At 36.3% G+C, this 19,159-nt stretch carries 11 protein-coding genes; 1 reads left to right on the plus strand and 10 read right to left on the minus strand.

Going from position 1 to position 19,159, the window contains the following annotated elements; translation table 11 throughout:
- Positions 1-115: 115 nt before the first annotated feature.
- Entirely contained in the window at positions 116-6,838 is a 6,723-nt protein-coding gene (locus KJS44_RS11635; RefSeq protein WP_226897126.1) for a phosphodiester glycosidase family protein, read from the minus strand.
- Positions 6,839-7,303: 465 nt separating this feature from the next.
- Here KJS44_RS11635 and KJS44_RS11640 point away from each other — a divergent pair, with 465 nt between their 5' ends.
- Positions 7,304-8,746, plus strand: a complete 1,443-nt coding sequence (locus KJS44_RS11640; protein ID WP_008687035.1) for an ISL3 family transposase — start codon at positions 7,304-7,306, stop codon at positions 8,744-8,746.
- 330 nt (positions 8,747-9,076) lie between these two features.
- On the opposite strand, the gene KJS44_RS11645 is transcribed toward KJS44_RS11640, so the two are convergent.
- The 9 genes from KJS44_RS11645 to KJS44_RS11685 form a co-directional block, all read right to left on the minus strand.
- Positions 9,077-10,099, minus strand: coding sequence for a fibronectin type III domain-containing protein (locus KJS44_RS11645; RefSeq protein ID WP_008687033.1), 1,023 nt, complete (start codon positions 10,097-10,099; stop codon positions 9,077-9,079).
- Positions 10,100-10,141: 42 nt separating this feature from the next.
- The gene (locus tag KJS44_RS11650) at positions 10,142-10,402 is read right to left on the minus strand and encodes a hypothetical protein (protein WP_008687031.1); all 261 of its coding nucleotides are present in this window, start codon (positions 10,400-10,402) and stop codon (positions 10,142-10,144) included.
- Between the two features lie 25 nt (positions 10,403-10,427).
- Complete coding sequence (locus KJS44_RS11655; RefSeq protein WP_008687029.1) at positions 10,428-13,055, minus strand: transglutaminase domain-containing protein; 2,628 nt, start codon at positions 13,053-13,055, stop codon at positions 10,428-10,430.
- Between the two features lie 95 nt (positions 13,056-13,150).
- Positions 13,151-14,941, minus strand: coding sequence for a hypothetical protein (locus KJS44_RS11660; RefSeq protein WP_008687028.1), 1,791 nt, complete (start codon positions 14,939-14,941; stop codon positions 13,151-13,153).
- 12 nt (positions 14,942-14,953) lie between these two features.
- Positions 14,954-15,295: an EamA family transporter gene (locus tag KJS44_RS11665; RefSeq protein ID WP_008687026.1), complete on the minus strand. Its 342-nt coding sequence runs from the start codon at positions 15,293-15,295 to the stop codon at positions 14,954-14,956.
- Entirely contained in the window at positions 15,288-15,641 is a 354-nt protein-coding gene (locus tag KJS44_RS11670; protein ID WP_008687025.1) for a DMT family transporter, read from the minus strand. The genes KJS44_RS11665 and KJS44_RS11670 overlap by 8 nt, the downstream gene beginning before the upstream one ends.
- 18 nt (positions 15,642-15,659) lie before the next feature.
- Entirely contained in the window at positions 15,660-16,592 is a 933-nt protein-coding gene (locus KJS44_RS11675) for a glycosyltransferase (protein ID WP_008687023.1), read from the minus strand.
- A gap of 13 nt (positions 16,593-16,605) precedes the next feature.
- Positions 16,606-17,895 carry an ATP-binding protein gene (locus KJS44_RS11680; RefSeq protein WP_008687021.1) on the minus strand — a complete coding sequence of 430 codons (1,290 nt, stop codon included), beginning with the start codon at positions 17,893-17,895 and terminating at the stop codon, positions 16,606-16,608.
- A complete protein-coding gene (locus KJS44_RS11685; protein WP_008687019.1) occupies positions 17,895-19,157 on the minus strand; it encodes an ATP-binding protein in 1,263 nt (420 codons plus the stop codon). The genes KJS44_RS11680 and KJS44_RS11685 overlap by 1 nt, the downstream gene beginning before the upstream one ends.
- Between the last annotated feature and the right edge of the window lie 2 nt (positions 19,158-19,159).

Genomic DNA, 19,159 nt, shown 5'->3' on the forward strand with positions numbered 1-19,159 from the left:
TCTTAAACTTTACTGAAATATATCCATCATTGCTATATAAAGAAAGTAAAGGTCATCCCTTATGATAAGGGATGACCTTTCTTGGTGTATTTACTGCTGAAATATATTCTGCCTTTTATCTGGCGCGAATACCAACATACTTCGTATATTCACCATATTTTACTTTATGTGTTGATGACCAGTAATATGGTCTTACACGATAGCGATATACTTCACCTGCTTTTACATTCGTATCATTGTATGTTGTTCCTTTTAAGACACTTTTCATAGTTTCCCATTTCTTTGTCTTGTTGTTATAACGATAAACATTATAGCCTTGTGCTCCTGGTACTTTATCCCATGAGAACTGTATTTTACCTACATAAGATTTAACATCTTTGATTTTTGTCTCTTTCAGCATCATACCTTCAACAGAACTGCTGTATGGTCCAAAGAATGCGACACCATTGACTCTACCATATGGTAAAACACGATATAAGTAACGTTTTCCAGCAACTGCTGCTTTATCTGTATACGTTGTTTTTGTGGTGGCACCCAGATACTGCCAAGCTTTCTTAACATTATCATAGCGATAGATGCTGTAACCACCTACACCATTTACCTTATTCCAAGAGAACTTCAATTGTTCATCTTTTTGTGTAACACTGCTCAGTTTTGTACTGTCAAATAATTTTGCCGACTGTGCATTTGAATACTTACTGATTACTGTTTTTCCATTTTTCTTGTAGTAAGCTTTTACACGATACGTATCGATTTCACCCTTAGGCTGATCTTTTAACTGTACAGTGGTATTCTTAGTCCAACCAATATTTTCATATTTCAGCGTTTTACGATTATAATGATAAATATTATAACCAGTAGCATCGCTTACTTTATTCCATGTTAATGTCAAGATACCCTTGCTGGCCTTGATTTGATTCAATTTAGGAGCATTTATTGCTGTAGGTACTGGTTCAGCTTTTGTTTTCAACGTCTTTGGTTTTGTATAGTCACTATAATGGTTTGTTCCATCAATGGTTACAAATGCTCTAACCTTATAAACATACGTTGTTTCCGGAGCTAAATTCTGTAGTTTATAAGAGGTTTGCGTCAAGGTTGCAATCGCTACATATTTTTTCGCTTTTGTATCAAGCTTATAAACTTTGTATCCTGAAACGTTGCTTACTTTATCCCAAGAAATTGTTGCTGAAGTATGCTTAATATCTGTTAATGAAACATTCTCAGGAGTTGTGACAGTCAATGCTTTTGTTCTTACTTTATACGTCGTTGTATAAGAACTATAATAAGTTTTACCATCAGCTTTTGCATAAGCTCTGACTTTAAATGCATATTGCTTATTAGGATTCAAGTTTTGTATTGTACAAGAAGTTGTTTTGACTGTTTTTGCCAAATCATATTTATTTGTTTTCTCGTTATACTGATATACTTGGTATCCTTCCACATCTGCTGCCTTATCCCATGATAAGGTTAAAGCATCTTGTGTGACATTGCTGCTTGTAACATTTTTAGGAGCAGCAACAGCTAATGCTTTCGTTGTCACGTTAAGTTCTTTACTATCAGAACTATAATAAGTTTTACCATCAACATTTAGATAGGATCTTACTTTGAATTTATACTTCGTAGATGATGTTAACTGTTTCACAGTATAAGTATTTACATTAGGATTATCAAATTTTTGAATCATCTCATATGCTTTTGTTTCATCACTATATTGATATAATTCATAACCCGTTATGTTAGAAGCTTTATCCCAAGTTAAGGTTGCTTCATGCATCGTAACATCGCTCGCTGTCATACGTTTTGGATTTTGTACAAGGATATCAAAGCTAAAATACTTTCTACCTGTAATACTTCCACGATGTCTATCTACAGCATCACCGATATTTATTTCAATTGGAATAATTTCAAAATATCCCTTGCCTGGCAATACATTATTAACAGCTGGTTCTGAATCAGTAGCATCTTTTCCATAATGTACTAAATATTCAAAATCCGCGCCTTGTCTAAATACTGTCTTCTTGCCCTTTTCATCCGTATAACTAACGACGATCTTTGGAGTTCTCTTGCCACCGGTATAGTAATATCCATCGTATTCCGTAGTAACATCAATCTCATCAACACTCACCTGTCTCCAGCCACATACCTTACAAATTCTAGTGCCATCTGGCTGCGTTTCATATTCATGAAGAGGTGCTCTTGTTCCGACAATTTCTTTATATTCATTTGCTGCAGGACAGTAATATTTCGTACGTTCACGTATCATACAGCTTGGGTCATCATGATACACAATTTCTACATCTTCGGAATAACCATCTGCATTAAAGTAGTACATGGTATCCGCAAATTGTTTCCAGCCGATCTGTTTCTGACCGCCCAAGAATCCCATATATTTACCGGTTGCTTTATCTTTAGCGATACCTGTAAATGATTTCAGGCTAATTGTTTCTTTACAGTGAATACAAACAGCATAGCCATCAACAATTTCATATTCATGTCCATCTTTATCACATTTGTATTCTTTGGTTCTTGTATAAGTATCCAAGATGTTTCCATTTGCTTCGCGTGCTTCAATTGTGAATTCTTTTGTCGTAGCTGAAACACTCATATATACGCCATCAAATGTTGTGATATATTTGTCAAATTCGAAACCTGTATCTGTAGTTGGATATGTCTTATCACCAGTCGTTCCACTAATCAAATAGACAGTTCCATTGTCTTTATCAACTTTTCCACCTTTTAAAGGTTTCGTACGATTATACGTATGATCATGACCTGAGAAAACAAAGTCAATACCAGCTGCATCACATGCAGGCGGAATAATTTTATTGATAATGTCATTACCACCGGTCGGATTGGTGTAATATGCAGGCTGATGAATTGCTAAAACTTTCCAAGTTGCATTACTCTTTTTAGCGTCTTCTACAAGCCAACTAGCTGCACGATTTAGCCTATTCGTATCTTTCGTAAAGTTGATTACCGCAAAATACATATTGCCATATTCGAAGGAATAGTAATCACCATTGTTTTCACTTGGTATATTATAAATAGCCTTACTGTTATCGCCAGTTAAATCTCCTTCATATTCATGGTTACCAAAGACATGGATCATATCAAGACTATTAAACAATTCTCCATAAAGATTTGCAATACCATCCCAATATTCAAATTTTGCGCCATTATCTACTGCATCACCTGTTTGCAATCCAAAATCATATTTGATACCATTGTTCATTAACGCATCAGCAATACGGTTGGTTCTATCCATATCCAATGTCTGGATATCACCTAATACAAAGAAGTTTACGTTCTTATTTTTGTATGGTGTTGTAAATGATTTCAGATCTGACCATTTATCACCGTCACCAACACGATAAACATACGCTGTTCCAGAACTTAAACCCGTTGCAATTACGCTATTTAAACGGAACGCATGGTTATCTTCCACGTTTGCGGAACCATCAAGTTTAATTAATTCTGTCGTTCCGGTTACATTCTTAAATGCCTTTTCTTTGTTTGCATCAAAATCAGCCTTAGTAGCTATCTGCATAATGGCTTTGTTTTGTGATTTAAATGGATCTGTAAACCATGTAACACTCTTTTGTGTATTAACATCTTTACTTGCATGGCTCATAACGTATTGTGGTGAGCCATCCTCATTTCCTGCTATAGCAAAACTATAATCAGTTAAGATGAAGGATACATCTTCGCCTTTTTTAGCATAGATGGAGAACATAGCAACAGCCTGGTTTAATGCATCTGTTTCTATATAGCCATCCGCATTTGTGGTACCTAACGATTGGTTAGTATCCACATTGAAAATTTCTGCACCTTCAACTGCTTTTCCACTAGCATCTACAACATAAATTTTTCCGCTCATTCCAACAAACATCGTATCTGTTTTCAGTGTTAAAGGCGCAATGATTTCGATACTAGTTTTTTTCGTTGAGAATGATTTTGCATAGTGTTCCGGTTTTTCACTGTTATAAGTCGCTTGACCACTTTGTACTAAATAAGTTAATTGAGTACCTTTTTTAACATCACTTGGCATTTTCAAACGAATGGTTGCTACGACTCCTTCACCGGTAACGGCAGCTTCTGTTTTTCGTTTCCCTTTTAAGGTAAGTACTCCCTTAGCACTATTATAGGAATCCTCTACTTTTCCAAAATCTTCATTCCAAATGATTTCATAATTTTGAGCAAATTCTTTCTTTATCGCGATTTTGGTAGTGATTTCATCCAGATCTTCTAAGCGATTTGTTTTGATTTCCAGATCATAAGGTTTATTTAATACTGGATTTTCCGTTGTCGCAGGCTCTAGGGATAACGTTGTATGCTTTGCGTTCTCACCTTTTACCGTAAAGTAATGTGTTTGCTCTGTTTCATTACCACCCTTATCACGAATAACGGTTCTGATGGAATGTACACCATTTGCCAGTTCCATATCATACAGATAAGAAACGTTTTTACTGCTATCTACAATAAAGTTATCCGCAAATATAGTACCGCCTGATTCATCTTGTCCTTTAACACCGACATTAACACCATCAACATACATACGGATTAGATCATATTCCATTCCTTTTGTATATTTATTTTCAACATCATGGAAAGTACTCATGAAGGAAATTTTATTACTTGTGATAACATCGTTGTCACCAAATGTTTGGAATTTTTGATTGTCTGTACTATATTGTACCTTGTCAATGATAGGTGAATCCGTATCATCTACATTCGTACCGTAGACAAATTGCATGTTATCCAAATAGATTTCACCGGCTGTTTTGCTTCCCATCTCAATGCCTGGAACATACATGATTCTAAAAGTAGCACCTTTAGCCAGTTTAAATTTTGTTGCCCCTTTGCCAGTCAAATCCGCTTCTAGGTATTTCCATCCCGTCCAGTTGATTCCGGCATCTTCTTTTGATACATGCGAATGATCCGGTAATTCCTGATTCGTCTGATAGGTAAAGTCAACATACATGCTAGAGCCAGCCTCTACCCATTCACCATTTGCCTGCTGATAAGCTACCTGTCCACGCAACCAGAAATTATCAATACCTTCAGGCGCATATACCCAAACACCGATTGCTGTAGGTGAACCTGGTATTTCATAATTATCCTTTGTACCAAAATAAGCACCACGGGTCGTATTCGCTGAATTCGTGAAGTCATAAGATAATTTTAAAGCATTTTTACCCATTCTGACTTCGCCTGTATCGATATCAACAATTTCTGCTGATACTCCGGTATCTTCAGCACTTGCCATAGTGATAAATGGCGTATCTTCACCATCATGTCCGATTTTCCAATATTCTTTTGCAGGAATGATCGTTTCTTCTCCTGTTTCTTCATTTATTTGTTTCTGATCTTCAAAATCCCATGCAACAGTAGGGAGCTTACCAACGATGACATGAATACTGCCCTTTACATCACGATTATATTTTGAATAACCGGTAACGGTTCCTTCCAGTGTCTCACCATCCGATGTAATAAACGTATTTCCATCGAAATGACCCATTTTTGGATTAGAAACTTCCCATTCAATATCTCCGCCTTTGATATGCACATTACGTTTTTGCCAGCGAACCTCTAGTCCTAAAGAAGATTCCGCTTCAAAGCCAAGACTTATTTCTTCTGTCTTAAACGAAATTTCATCAGGATGACGCACTTCGATAGATGCCGTTCCCACTACTCTTCCTTGATACATCTGGTTTACAACAAGCGTTCCTTCTTTATCTTTTAAAGTAACAACTCCGGTATTCGCATCGATAGTACCAATACTTTGATCTTCAACAGCCCATGTAACCCCTGCTGGCATTGGTGCTTCTCCACCGCCGCCATCAACACCGGTCGCATTGAATTTCACCGTTTGATTTGGAGTATATACTTCATCATTTGGCGAAATAGAACTATGGTCAAATTTTCCATCTTTCACACTTGTCGATAGGAATAATAAACCGCTGGAAACAGCACGTAATTTACCATCAGAAGGATTATTGCGTGCTTCTAAAGCATTCGTTCCCTCGTATCTAGCCATATATGTAGCACTTCCGCCACCATCTAAGTTAATGGCCGTTACACAGCCAGCAGCAGCTAACAAACTAGCCATCTCTGGAACAGTGTGTCCAGATGATTGATCAGAAATACCATGTGTGGTAAAAGTAACAATAGAGCCATCTGCCTTTAAGCCGATTGCTGCTCTTGTCATTCTTACCATATCAGGAATCATTTGCGGCTCGCCATTCTTTACTAAGAATGGTCCACCACCAACAGCCTGTTCACAGTCATCCATTGGCTGACTGGCATCACGTATCTCTGCTTTTCCTTCTTTTGTAATACAAAAATATGTATCGATTGGTTGTTTGATAATCTTGCCATTCATTACCAGGGCACCCTGTGGTTCCCCTGTCCCCATATGGAAGAAGTCAGCATTAACTGCCGCAACTACCGTTTCATTTTTGATACCATTTTTCTTCATGTAGTCTTCATAGCCCTTGGCCTGTTCTGCCATCGTAGCTAATTCCCATGAAGATGCATCATAATTAGAACCATAACTTGCTACTACTTTTGTTGGAGAATCTTTTGACATCTGGACTTCCATCATGTAGTCAATCTGCTGTTTATCTCCTTTTGTAGTATTCGTAACGATTTCCGTTTCACTGATACCCGGTGCTATTGTTTTATCTGTTTTCTTTACTAAAACATAGCCATCAGGTAATTTGTCGTTATTAACATTGATCTTAGCATGTGCTTGTTCCATTTGAAATGAAAAAACAACATTAAAAACCATGATGAATGTCAATACAAGACTTAAGCCTTTTTTCAACCTTTTTCTCATGAACTTTCTCATCCCTTCTCCTTTACCCTGGAAGCATCAAAACATTTTTATAATTCTAACCATATAAAAAAATACTAAAAATGTTGCGAACTTCTACTATAATGATATAATAATTAGCCTCAATATTCAACTGTCTTCCGTTTTTTCTAAGCCTTTTCCCACAGTAAAAACTAGCCCAGAAATGGTGCTGTATATTCTTTTGACTTAGCTTCTCATACGATTTATTTTAATTGCTAGACGAAACAATCTTCCTTTTTTTTATTTTTTCATTCGGTAAACAAAAAGGGTTCACTTCAGTTCTAGGGTATCCAAAATCTTTAGGGGTCTGAAATTTAGGGGTCACTTTAGGGGTCTAAACTTTAGGGGGCAATTTAGGGGTCTATTTCGGATGAGAAACAGGTGAATCTGTCTGTTTCTTTTTTATAATATTTCATGGTTATGCTCTCTATTAAAAGGAGGTAACTTATGGATTATTCTTATATTTTTAAATTGCTAAGCCTGCCTGATGATGGCTCTATCAGTATCGATAATGTTGAAGTTGCTGGCGATACGAAATATGTCTATATTTCAAGACCGCCTATAACCACTTACTGCCCTAACTGCTCATGCAGGATGCATTCTGAAGGCATCTATAAGAGAAAAATCAAACACCCTATTTTACAGGATTCTACCTGCATTATCTTTATCGTTAGCCAGAGAAAGTGGAAATGCACTAACTGTAAGACTTATGTCAATGAATCTTATCCTTTCTTCAAGCCATATAAACAATCTACTGATATTACACCTATGCTCATCCTGGAAGCTATGAAGGATCTAGCCGTTTACACTGCATCTATTGCCAGGCAGTTTCATCTTTCAGATACGAAGGTTCATGATATTTTCACTGCTTTCGTTGACTTGCCACGATTGAAACTTCCTGAATTTCTTTCTGTTGACGAAGTTCATATTGATATCTCTGAAAATGAGAAATATGCCCTAGTACTTATGGATTTCGCTTCCGGGCAGATCATAGATATCCTTCATAACCGCTGGCAGTCAACCGCAGAGGATTATTTCCTTTCAATTCCTTACGATGAAAGAAAGAATGTAAGGTTTATTATCTCTGACGCTTATAAGTCCTATATGGATTATCCTCAGCAGTTCTTTCCTAATGCTGTATCTGTTCTGGATTCCTTTCATGTAATCAAGTTCCTGACCAGTATGATTAACGACTATATCAATCTGGTGATGAAAAGCTATAAAAAGAAAGACCGTGAAGCTCTTGATCAGTCTAATTTTGAAACCAACCGTGATAATAAAACCATTAAGGAATCTCGTGAAGTTATATTGCTCAAAAAATATAGATGGGTTCTCCTTAAGAATCAGGATGATATTATTCATTCACACAGGAGATATTACCACAGATCTCTCGGTATCTATGCGGATACATATATGATCGAGAAGATGTTCCTTGAACTTGATCCCAGATTTCCTATGATCCTTGAAGCGAAAGAGAAATATATCAGTTTCAATAAAACATCCTTTGATTCTGAAGATGCTGTCATGTCTGAACTTAATAAATTGATAACTGAATTTAAGGCTTCCAGAAGCTATATCCCACGGAAATTTTCTGAATACCTTGATAAATACAAAAATGAAATTGTCCGCTCATTTACTGTTACAGAGGTATCACGGAGAAATGCCACAGACAGCGACCGTTATTACGCACGTCTATCCAATGGGCCAATGGAATCATTCAACCGGAAGCCGAAAGACTATAAGAGAAACTCTAGAGGCTTCTCTAATTTCGATTATACTAGAAACCGCATACTCTGGTCTACAAGAAATCATCCCGCAATAAGAAATATGCCAAAGCCTCAGGAAGAAATACACAGTTACAGAGGAAAAAAACGTGGAACTATAAAGTAAAAAACAATTAATAGATTGATAAAAACAAATAGAGCATAACCTAAAAAGGAATCAGCACTGTTTTTGCTGATTCCTTTTCTTTTTAACTTTAGGGGTCTTAAATTCTTTGTTTGTTTCCTTCATCCCCCTGAAGTTGCCCCCTAAATTTCTGGCGAAAACCCCTAAAAAATTTGATTACCCCAGTTCTACCTGCTTTTTTAATAGCTTTAATCTCTTATTCGTTTATCGGTTTCTTTCTCAAAACCACTTGCTTATTTAGATGACCCCAAAAAGACAATGAGTGTTTAAACTCACTGTCTTCTTGATCTTTTCACTTTTTCTATTTCTTACTTATTTTGCCACTCCAGAGCGAATATCACTAAATGGAGAGAATACACGTTTTCCACTTACCCATTTGTAAGAACGAACTTTGTAATAATAACGTCTTCCAGAAGTAAGTGATGTACTGCGCTTATAAGTAGTATATTTGTCATACGTACCTAATAAAGCATATTTTCCATTTAAACTGCTTGCACGATACAGTTGATAATAAGAAGCTTCACCATCATAATTCCAAGTGATTGATAATGCCTTTCTTACTGACTGTGAAACTGTTAAATTCTTAGGTGCCTTTAATGATGGCGTAGCACTTACCACTGGACTAAATGCTCCCATGACACGTCTTTTATTAATTACACGATAGCCACGTACTTTATAATAGTATTTTGTACCTGTTTTTAAACCAGTGCTATACTTAGTATCATAATATTTATTGTAAACACCGAGCAGAGAATATTTTCCTTTTTCACTAGTCGCACGATATACCTGATAATAATCAAATGCATTATTTTGATCCCATGTTACCTTGATTTCTGTAGAACTCAATTTCTGTAATTTAACATTTTTTACTGTAGGTACTGTTCCTGCGGTCCAACTCAGCTTATATTTGCCGCCGTCATCCCATGAACCAGAGCTTACTTTTACATAATATACATTAGAACCACAGAATTCTAAAATTTGCTGATCAGGTGAAGCAGGTTTACCATATAAATAATCATAATCCAATGTTTCTGATAAATCTTGATTATAGACATTGATATCCATATCTTCATAAGCTGAGATACTTAATCTTACAAACTTAGAAGTTGTTGTAATTTTATACCAATCTTCTTTATCTTGAGTAGTTAATGCCCCAGTAATCGTAGCACCTTTATTTAATGTCATTGCGTGATCAAAGTCATTAGGTTCTATATCATTTGTCCCTAAAGAAGATATAGAAGCTTTAATTTGATATCTGCTGGCAGCAGATCTCTCATTATCAATTACAACTTTATAAGTACCTGGTGATACATAAGCTGTAATCACTTTTGTCACAGGTGAAGCAGCAGAATCAGTATAAGCATATACTGTGTCATATCACTCAGATAAATCTGCAGAATAGTAAGACATGCTAACATCGCCATAAGACATACATGTCAACACCATTTTTGAAGCTTGACTTACTTTTAAATCATAAGTTACTTTTGCATTGTAACCTTTATCCGTACTGCCACTGATAAAAACATTTGATGTAGGCAGTGTTGCCGCATGTGTAACAATTAAATTTTCATTGCCAATGATGGTAACTGCTAATAATAGACTAACAATCCCTGCTAATAATCTTTTTACTCTTTTCATATGTTTCTCCTAATCCGTCGTCTAACTAAATTTTCACCTTTACTGGTGTGCTGAATGGTGAGAACACACGTGTTCCTTTTACCCATTTATAAGCACGCACTTTGTAATAATAGGTGTTTCCCTTCTTTAATTTTTTACTAGTACAAGTAGTTGTGTTTTTGTCATAAGTTGCCAACAATGCATATTTCCCATTCGCACTTGTGCCACGATATACTTGATAGTAGGTTGCCCCTTCAATTTTATTCCAAGTTATTTTAGCCGTTGTACTACTTGTCGCCTTAGCTGTTACTTTACTTGTTTTTGAAAGTACTGGCTTTCCTGTAATGACACTGCTAAATGGTGAGAATACACGTTCTCCTTTTACCCAGCGATATGCACGTACTTTATAATAATACGTATTGCCGGTTAATAAAGATCTGGAAATGGAGGATGTCGTTGTACTGTTATATACACCTAACAACGCATATTTCCCCGTTTTACTTGTACTGCGATAAACCTGATAATATGTTGCGCCATCTGTTAATTTCCAACTGATCTTTAACGTAGTAGAAGTATTTGGACTTGCTTTTACATTGGTAGGAGCAGCAAGTTTTGGCGTTCCCTTTACAACATTAGAGAACGGTGAATATATACCTTTTTTATTTACAACTGTATACGCTCTGACTTTGTAATAGTATGTCTGATTGGTGAGTAATGCCCTACTCTTCATACTGAAGGTATTTTCATCATAAACACCTAATAACCTAAAATCTTTTGTAGCATTGGTAGAACGATATACCTGATAGTATTTTGCGCCTTCACTCTTTGCCCATTGAACGTTTACAGAAGTTGCTCCAGCAGAACTAGTTTGAATACCAGTAGGTGTTGCTGGTTTTGTCGTAACGCTGCTTATTGTGCTAAACATACTATATTCGCCATCTTTAAACGCGCGTACTTTATAGTAATATGTCTTGCCTGCAGATACAGCAGCATCACTAATCGTCGTTGTTGTATAATTTTTACGATTCACCAAACTATAAGTGCCATTGACAGAATCCGCACGATATACCTGATAGTATTCTGCACCAGCTACTGCATCCCAACTTACTTTCACTGTATTAGAAGTAGCTGTAAGAGCACTTAAAACCGGTGTTCCAATGCTCTTACTGGTAATGATTCTTCTTGGTGAATAGCTTGAATAAAGTCTGTCACCGCTAACCATAGCATAAGCTTTCACTTTATAATGATACTCTACACCTGGTTGTGCTGTTTCATCGATTAATGTCGTAGCATTTCCTTCAGCCACCTTGCTAAAAGTGCCAGTAGCTGATGTTGAACGATACAATGCATAACCATCTGCTCCCTTAACACTTGTAAAGCTAGCTTGGATTTTTCCCTCACCTAAATTTACAAGCGTTAAATTGTTTGGTGCGTCTGGTTCATCTTGATAAACCGTTGTACCATATGGATGTGCTTTACCAAAAGCAGAAGTAAGTGCATATTCAGCGTTCAAAGTATATCCTTGTGAAACAAATGTGTCATAAGGTTTTAATAATTTCTTATAAGTCATATCATTGGTTTCTTCATAATAGGTTGCTGCACCTGTGGCATCAAAGTTATACCACTTGCCATCCATAAGAACAAGATTCCATCCGTGCGCTATGGTATCTTTCTTATCTTCTAAATAGAGATCACCATTCACACGTCTAGTTACTAAACCTAATTCTTTTAATAAACGATATGCTCCTAAGGTCTGTCCATAACATTGTGCTTCTTTGCGTACCAAAGAATCATAAGCAGTAATCATCAGATTTCCATTGTCAGGTCGAGGGTTATTGTTATAATGCAAATTGGTTGCTAAATAATCATAAACAGCTTTTGCTTTATCATAGTCTGATGAAGCCTGTGTAATACCATTATTGGCAAATGATGCTAGTATTTGTGAAACCTTTGCATCTACCGCTTCCTCTTCCTGTTTACTTGTATAATAATCAAGTTCAAATGTAAATGTATAAGAATTCAAGCTGCCTACTTTACCATCGATTCCAGTCGTTATACGAATCGTATTTGGTTTAATCGTATATCGTAAATAATCCCCTTGCGTAGCTGTAGCAGGATCTGCTTTTTCATCATCTGTCCTAGCCATCTCATATAATTCGTTTCCTAAGCCTGAAGGGAATGTCCCAGCGTTATAAATAAGGGAAATCTTTTTATTTCGCTTGACCATCTGTTCTTTGAGATAGTCTGCCGCCTTTGCCTTATTTGTAAATTCATTCGCTGCAGGATTACTAGCTACTGCTTTCACTGTAACTTCATTTGAATCGACTTCTTTGCCATTAACGCTTTCTCTGATCTTATATGTGTATTCTTTTCCAATCGTCAAATTTGTTGCATCAAGGAAAAACAACCCATATTTAGGATCTCTTTTTACCAAACCGTCATAATAGCCATCATCGCGTTTTCTCATAATCATGTATTCTGCATCCGTTGGATCACTCACACGATTGCTTGCTGTCCATTTCAATAAGATACCATTATCACGATCTGCTTTAGCTGTTAAAACCGGTGTAGCAGATGCTGCATGTACTGTCATGAATGTTGTTGGAATCAAGGTCGAGACTGATAAAACGAATGCACATACTAATACCATAAACTGCTTCATTTTACTCTTCATACTATTTCTCCTTTCAATGTTCTATATGCTCAATATCAATTCTTCACTCCTTTCTGTTTTATTGATGAGAAAGGTTACACCTCTCTTTGCATCTACTATTTATGTGAATCCTTCTTTTTTGAAGTTTCCGCTGCTGAAAATTTATAAACTGTTATGCCTTTGGTGTTTTCACCAAATCGCTTAATCTCTTTCACTTTCACCTTATGTTTTGTAACCCGTTCAATATTCATTTGTGCTACTTCAACATAAGTCGGATTTGCCGATGTGAAATAGATATTTTTTTTCAAAAGATCTTCCCAATACAAGGATGTCAAGCCATTCTTTTCCAATTGTTGATAATACAATTCTGAGAATGTATAGGAACCGCCGGCGACCATCGTATTAATTGGTTTTTCATTAGGATAAACAACGAATGGATTACGATTTACCGTTCCGGCAGAGAAATCATAAACATAAAAATGCTCAGGATTCTGTATTGCGTATTTTTCGAAATTCTGAAACTGTTCAGAAGTGGCTTCCGTATTTGTTTGTGTAGCTGCATAATCTTTATCTATATAGACCATATAAATACCGCCTACACTTACTACAAGAGTTATAGCAAGCATTGGTTTAAAGACCTTTTTATAGGATACATCTAGCCAACGCAGAAACATCGTCATCATAAACATGAAACAAGGAATCAGTAAAGACTGATAACTTCTTAATGGCAACCTGCCTTTAAATCCAAGATAAAGCAGTAATACGGCAAACCCGCCGCAGCAACATATGCTTACAAGTATATGAAACCATTGTTTCTCTTTTTTTGCAACCATTAAATTCAAAATCACGAAAATTAAAAATATACTGAGTAAGGAATATTGTACAAAGCTATAATCATATAAAAGCTCTCGTATATTCGTTACCGTTTTACTGAGTGCTGAATGCTTATTTGCCTGATACGCCTCTGTTATCGTTTTTAAAGAGGAAGCATTTATATTTTCATCCATATACAATAAACAAAGCGTTGCACGATACGTGCTATTATCCCATTGAACAGCATTATATAGCTTTTCATGTCCCTTATAAGGTGGATGTTGCCCGTAATCCATATACTTAACTCTATAGTCATTATACGTATTATATGCCTGTGTAATCTCGCTTTTATTTTTAATATACAAGCTTACAAAACGAACACCAAAGCAACTAATCACTAACGCGATTACAAATGTACAAATTTTTAACGTATGTAAATGTTTCTTCTTTTTCGTTAAATCCGGACAATACAGATAACATGTAGCAATCTGATAAACACAAGATAGTGCAAAGAAACACATGATGCTATACCAGGAAAGAGTACGCGTCATAAAGCTGAGCAATAATGCGATAAAGCAATATGCATATATGCATATCTTGGTACTGCGTTTATCAGAATGTTTCATTGATGCCATAACAACCACTGCTGATGTTCCCAAAATGGTCGATGTCACCGTAAATTGAATGGAAACTAGCGGAACCATAAAAATGAAAAGTAAACTAATGATCTGCGCACAGATTGGAAATGCAATCGACACCTTCTTATCCTTCGCCAGTTTATAAAAACATAAAAACATCACACTTTCCGATAGATACATCGCGAAAATATGATAAATCGTATACCACGGCAAAGATGGTAACAGCTTATATAATACCCCGATCGGTACACCTAGAAAATAATTGATAAAGGCTTGTTGTGGATACGCTTCCCCTGAAGCATATCCTGCCAAAGCATACATAATGCGTGAGTCGTCATTTGTCGCATAAGATACATCCGCTGTTAAAAGGACGATGGCATAACAAAGAAAGGTTAAGCCAAAGGCGAGTAACCATTTCCCTTTTCGCGAATTTATAATTTCTTTTATTTTCTCCATAACGGACCTACCTTATAATGAGAATACGATGATCCCTACGACCATGATGCCTAAACCGATTAGTTTCTTTCTAGAAGGAATTTCATGCAAGAAAATTCTGCTTACAAGCGCCACTAAAATAAAACTACAGGAATTCCAGACCGGTGCCATAGATACCGGAACTACTTTATGAGCAATTAAGGAACAAACAGTAGAAAGGAACATCATACCATAGCCAATAATTGTCAATACATTTAAATATTCATAAATCCAAGATTTATAATGACGCATTGCTGCTTTTTTCAAGATCAATTGGGAGAAAGTGGCAATTAAGATGCCAACCACCATGATGACATAATACCAGAACTCAGCCATTAGAAGTCACCACCGTATAAACGCCAACCATAATGATGGCAGATCCTATGATCATAGGAAGTGTGATTTGTTCATGGAAAATAAGACTTCCCATGATAATTCCCCAAATCATGGATACTGGACGATTGCTATATGCAGTAGATAAAGATACATGTTTTAATATCATCTGCCAAACAATTGCATAAATACCCAGAATAGCTAAAGATATACCAAAATATAATATAAATTCAAATGACATAAAACTTTCAAGTGCTGCCATTTTATTAAAAACACCTGAAAGTGAATAGAAAAATATCGCTATCTGTAAAATCAAGATTTGCCCGATCGTTATCTTTTTTTCTTTCATAAAACTCCTCCGTATCTGTTATTTCTTTTCCACATTTAAGGTTTCGCGTACTTCATATTGCGGCTGATTACTTAATGTCAAATACATGCGGCCGATGTATTCCCCCATCAATCCGATCATGATCATTAACAATCCACCGATGATCAATATTACTGTAATCAAAGAAGTGTATCCAACAAGAATCGAAGGATTTAATAATTTCCTTATGACTAAGATAATTCCTATAATAAAACCAATAGCCGAAAACAGTAATCCCATCATAGAAGACAGTTGCAAAGGTACAATAGAGAAATTAACCATACCGTTTAGCCAAACTTTAAAACGCTTCTTAAAGTTATACCCGGATGTCCCTTCCAATCTTTTTTTGTGTTCCAACTTTATGCTGGTGATTCTTCCGGCGATTTGATAAATATAGCCGAAAATGGAAGGAAACGGACTCTGATATTTTTTCAAACTATCTGTACACATCTTATTGATTGCAAAATAAGCTGAAGATACAGCACCTTTTGGACGTTTTCCCATTGCGGTATATACTTTGGCAGAGATTGCGCTTGTAAAACGATTCATAAACTTTGTCTGTTTCTGTGAAAAATCTGCACTTACCAGATCATAGCCTTCTTCAATCTTATCAACAAGATCAAATAAATGATCTATAGGATGCTGGCCATCATCATCCATGAAAACCGTACAATCTCCTTCAATATATGGAATGCTTGCCATACGAGCTGTTGCTTGCCCCCAATTACGGGATAAGTTTACCCCAACTATATTCTCATCTTCTTGACATAAGGAACGGATAACATCAAAAGTGTTATCCGGAGAACAGTCATTAACCAAAATAATCTGATAAGAATAGGATGGTCGCTGTGCTACTGTTTTCTTGATTTGTTCTACCACATAGGGCAATGTTTTGGCAGAGCGATAACATGGGATTGATACTGTAATTTTCATCTAATCAACCTTTCTAATCTAATAACAGCTTACTGTCAAAACCATCTAACAGCATGCTTTCGCCTTTATCATCCAAGACTTCAAATATCTCATAAACAGTGTCAATAGCTTTCGCCATAGTTACACGGTCTTCTGTTTTCAAAGTTACACGACATAATATCTGACGTTGTGTACCCATAAGTTTTTCCGTAATATCTTCACCACCGTAATACCATGGAGACACATCCACAATTTCTGGCAGCTTCCGTAATTCTTCTACACCGATGACCTTTTCCACATGCCCAGGTCTACCCAATAAGGACAATGTACAATATACATGATCAAAATCAGGCTTTGCTACTTTCGCAAGATCTGGTTCATTCATCTCTCCCGTTAACGCATGATGAATCATCATATCCATGGTACTAAAGCCGTTTTCTTCTTTTAACAAGTTGTATTGCTTCGCACCATTGAAACGATAGCCCATTTCATAAAAAGGACATTCATTTTCTGTCGCAAACCCCTGAATAAATAATGTACCGTTCTGTAATCCGATAGATTCAAACATTTCCACTACTTTCTGATTTTGCGTTTCCTGATAAAATTGCAAATGTTTTGATGGATAAATATAAGCTAATGGTAGTTTCATAAAATTACCATCGCTTTCACGCAAGTAGCGATCATGCATCGCCGTTAAGTAAACCTTTCCATTTTGAATAGCATAGCTAATGCCAATTTCATCACTGATTACATAGGTTTCAATAATAACACTGCCTGTTGGTGAATATGATTTTGCTCTTTCATAAGCAGCTAAAAAGGCTTCTTCATCATTACAAACGGAAATGCCTCCACCGCCACTTCCATCTACAGGTTTAACAATAACCGGATAAATCAGTGAACTGCAATCTATTCCTTCATCTGTTTCCTCTACATGGAATTCATGAACGACTGGTACATGATGCGTCCTACATAATTCCTTGAAATTATTCTTATTAGAACAGATATCCCATTGTTCCTTCGTACAATAGAAAGGTTTATTTAACCGTTTGCATAAAGCCATGGTCATTTCGATAGAAAACTCACTAGATCCGGTCATAATACCATCAGCTTTTACTTCTTTTGCTAATGCTTCCAATGCATCTAAATCAGCAGTACTTACGGTTTCAATCTGGTCTGCAAAACGTTTTGCCGGAGTTAAAGTTACATCAAGATTTCCTGTAACAATCGTATAAACTCCCATTCTTTTCGCGAATTGTACTACATCGGCGGCAATTGGATTCACACCAGCCAAAACTAATAAACGTTTCCCTTTTAAATCATTCATCACCTTGTTACCTCCTCTTTGCGATAAGGCAAAATCATCTGTTCGCCATGTTCGTCATATACACGAAGTGTTTTTAAGATCCATTTAATTTTATCATATAAAAGATCACTATTTGCTGCCACTACATGGATACGCGCAAAATTTTGATCCAACGTCCCTGTGGAATCAATTCGATCTTGTTCAAAATGCAGCTGGTGCACATAAAGAATAGATGCATCCTGCTTAATTTCCTCAAGACCTTCGATTTTGCTGATTGTTCCTTTTTTCAATAGCGGTGATAGTTCACAAGCTGCACCTTGAAAGATCGAAGCCTTTGTATCTGTCACGCTCTTATTGCCAAATATTCCTTCTACCGCATATTGAATCATAAATTCTAGCGGATTATAATGTTCAAAATGTTCTACAAATTTATATTCCATGGTTGCATTTAATCGATAACCCATTTCATAAAAATAGAAATTATCTTCATCATAGAATGCTTCCATAAAAAATACACCCTGTTTTAGACCAAAGTTTTCAAACATAGCACATACCTTGTCATTCACTTTGGTGATGTATTTCTGTATATACTTAGATGGATGATGGAAAGCCACAGGTACTGGAGAGCCATCCTGATCATTGCGTGTAATACGATCAGATAATGACATTAATTTTACTTTTCCATTTTGCACAATATAATAAGCTTCAACATTTTTACCACGCATATATTTTTCAATGATGAGTTGCTTGCTGATTGAATTCTCAAGTGCATATTCAATACCTGCTTTTAGCTCCAATGCATTTTGACAGATTGAGATTCCATGTCCGCTATAACTATCTACAGGCTTAACGATAACCGGATAATGAATGCTCGCATAATCTATGCTTTGTGTTTGGGAATCAAAAGAATAAGCCGGCACGGTAGGCACCTCATACTGTTCGCAAAGCTTTTTAAAACGCTTTTTATTTGAACAAATATCCCATTGCTCTTTGCTTGCATATACAGGCAGTCCCGCCTTTTCACAAAGCTCTATCATATTCTTGATATTAAATTCACTGGCGCCGGTAAATACACCATCGATATCATGCTCCTGAATGTAGTTGATCAAAGCCGGATAATCTGTCGTACTGATGATAGCCGCGTGATCAGCTTCCTTTTTCGCAATGCCATCTTCTAAATAATCGGCAACAGTAACCTCAATGCCCATGTGTTTTGCTGTCTTCACCACATCGAGTGTTGACATCGTACCACCAAGCACTAATAATTTCTTTTGTTTCTTCATTG

The sequence above is a fragment of the Longicatena caecimuris genome (genome assembly GCF_018406465.1).
Classification (GTDB): domain Bacteria; phylum Bacillota_I; class Bacilli_A; order Erysipelotrichales; family Erysipelotrichaceae; genus Longicatena; species Longicatena caecimuris.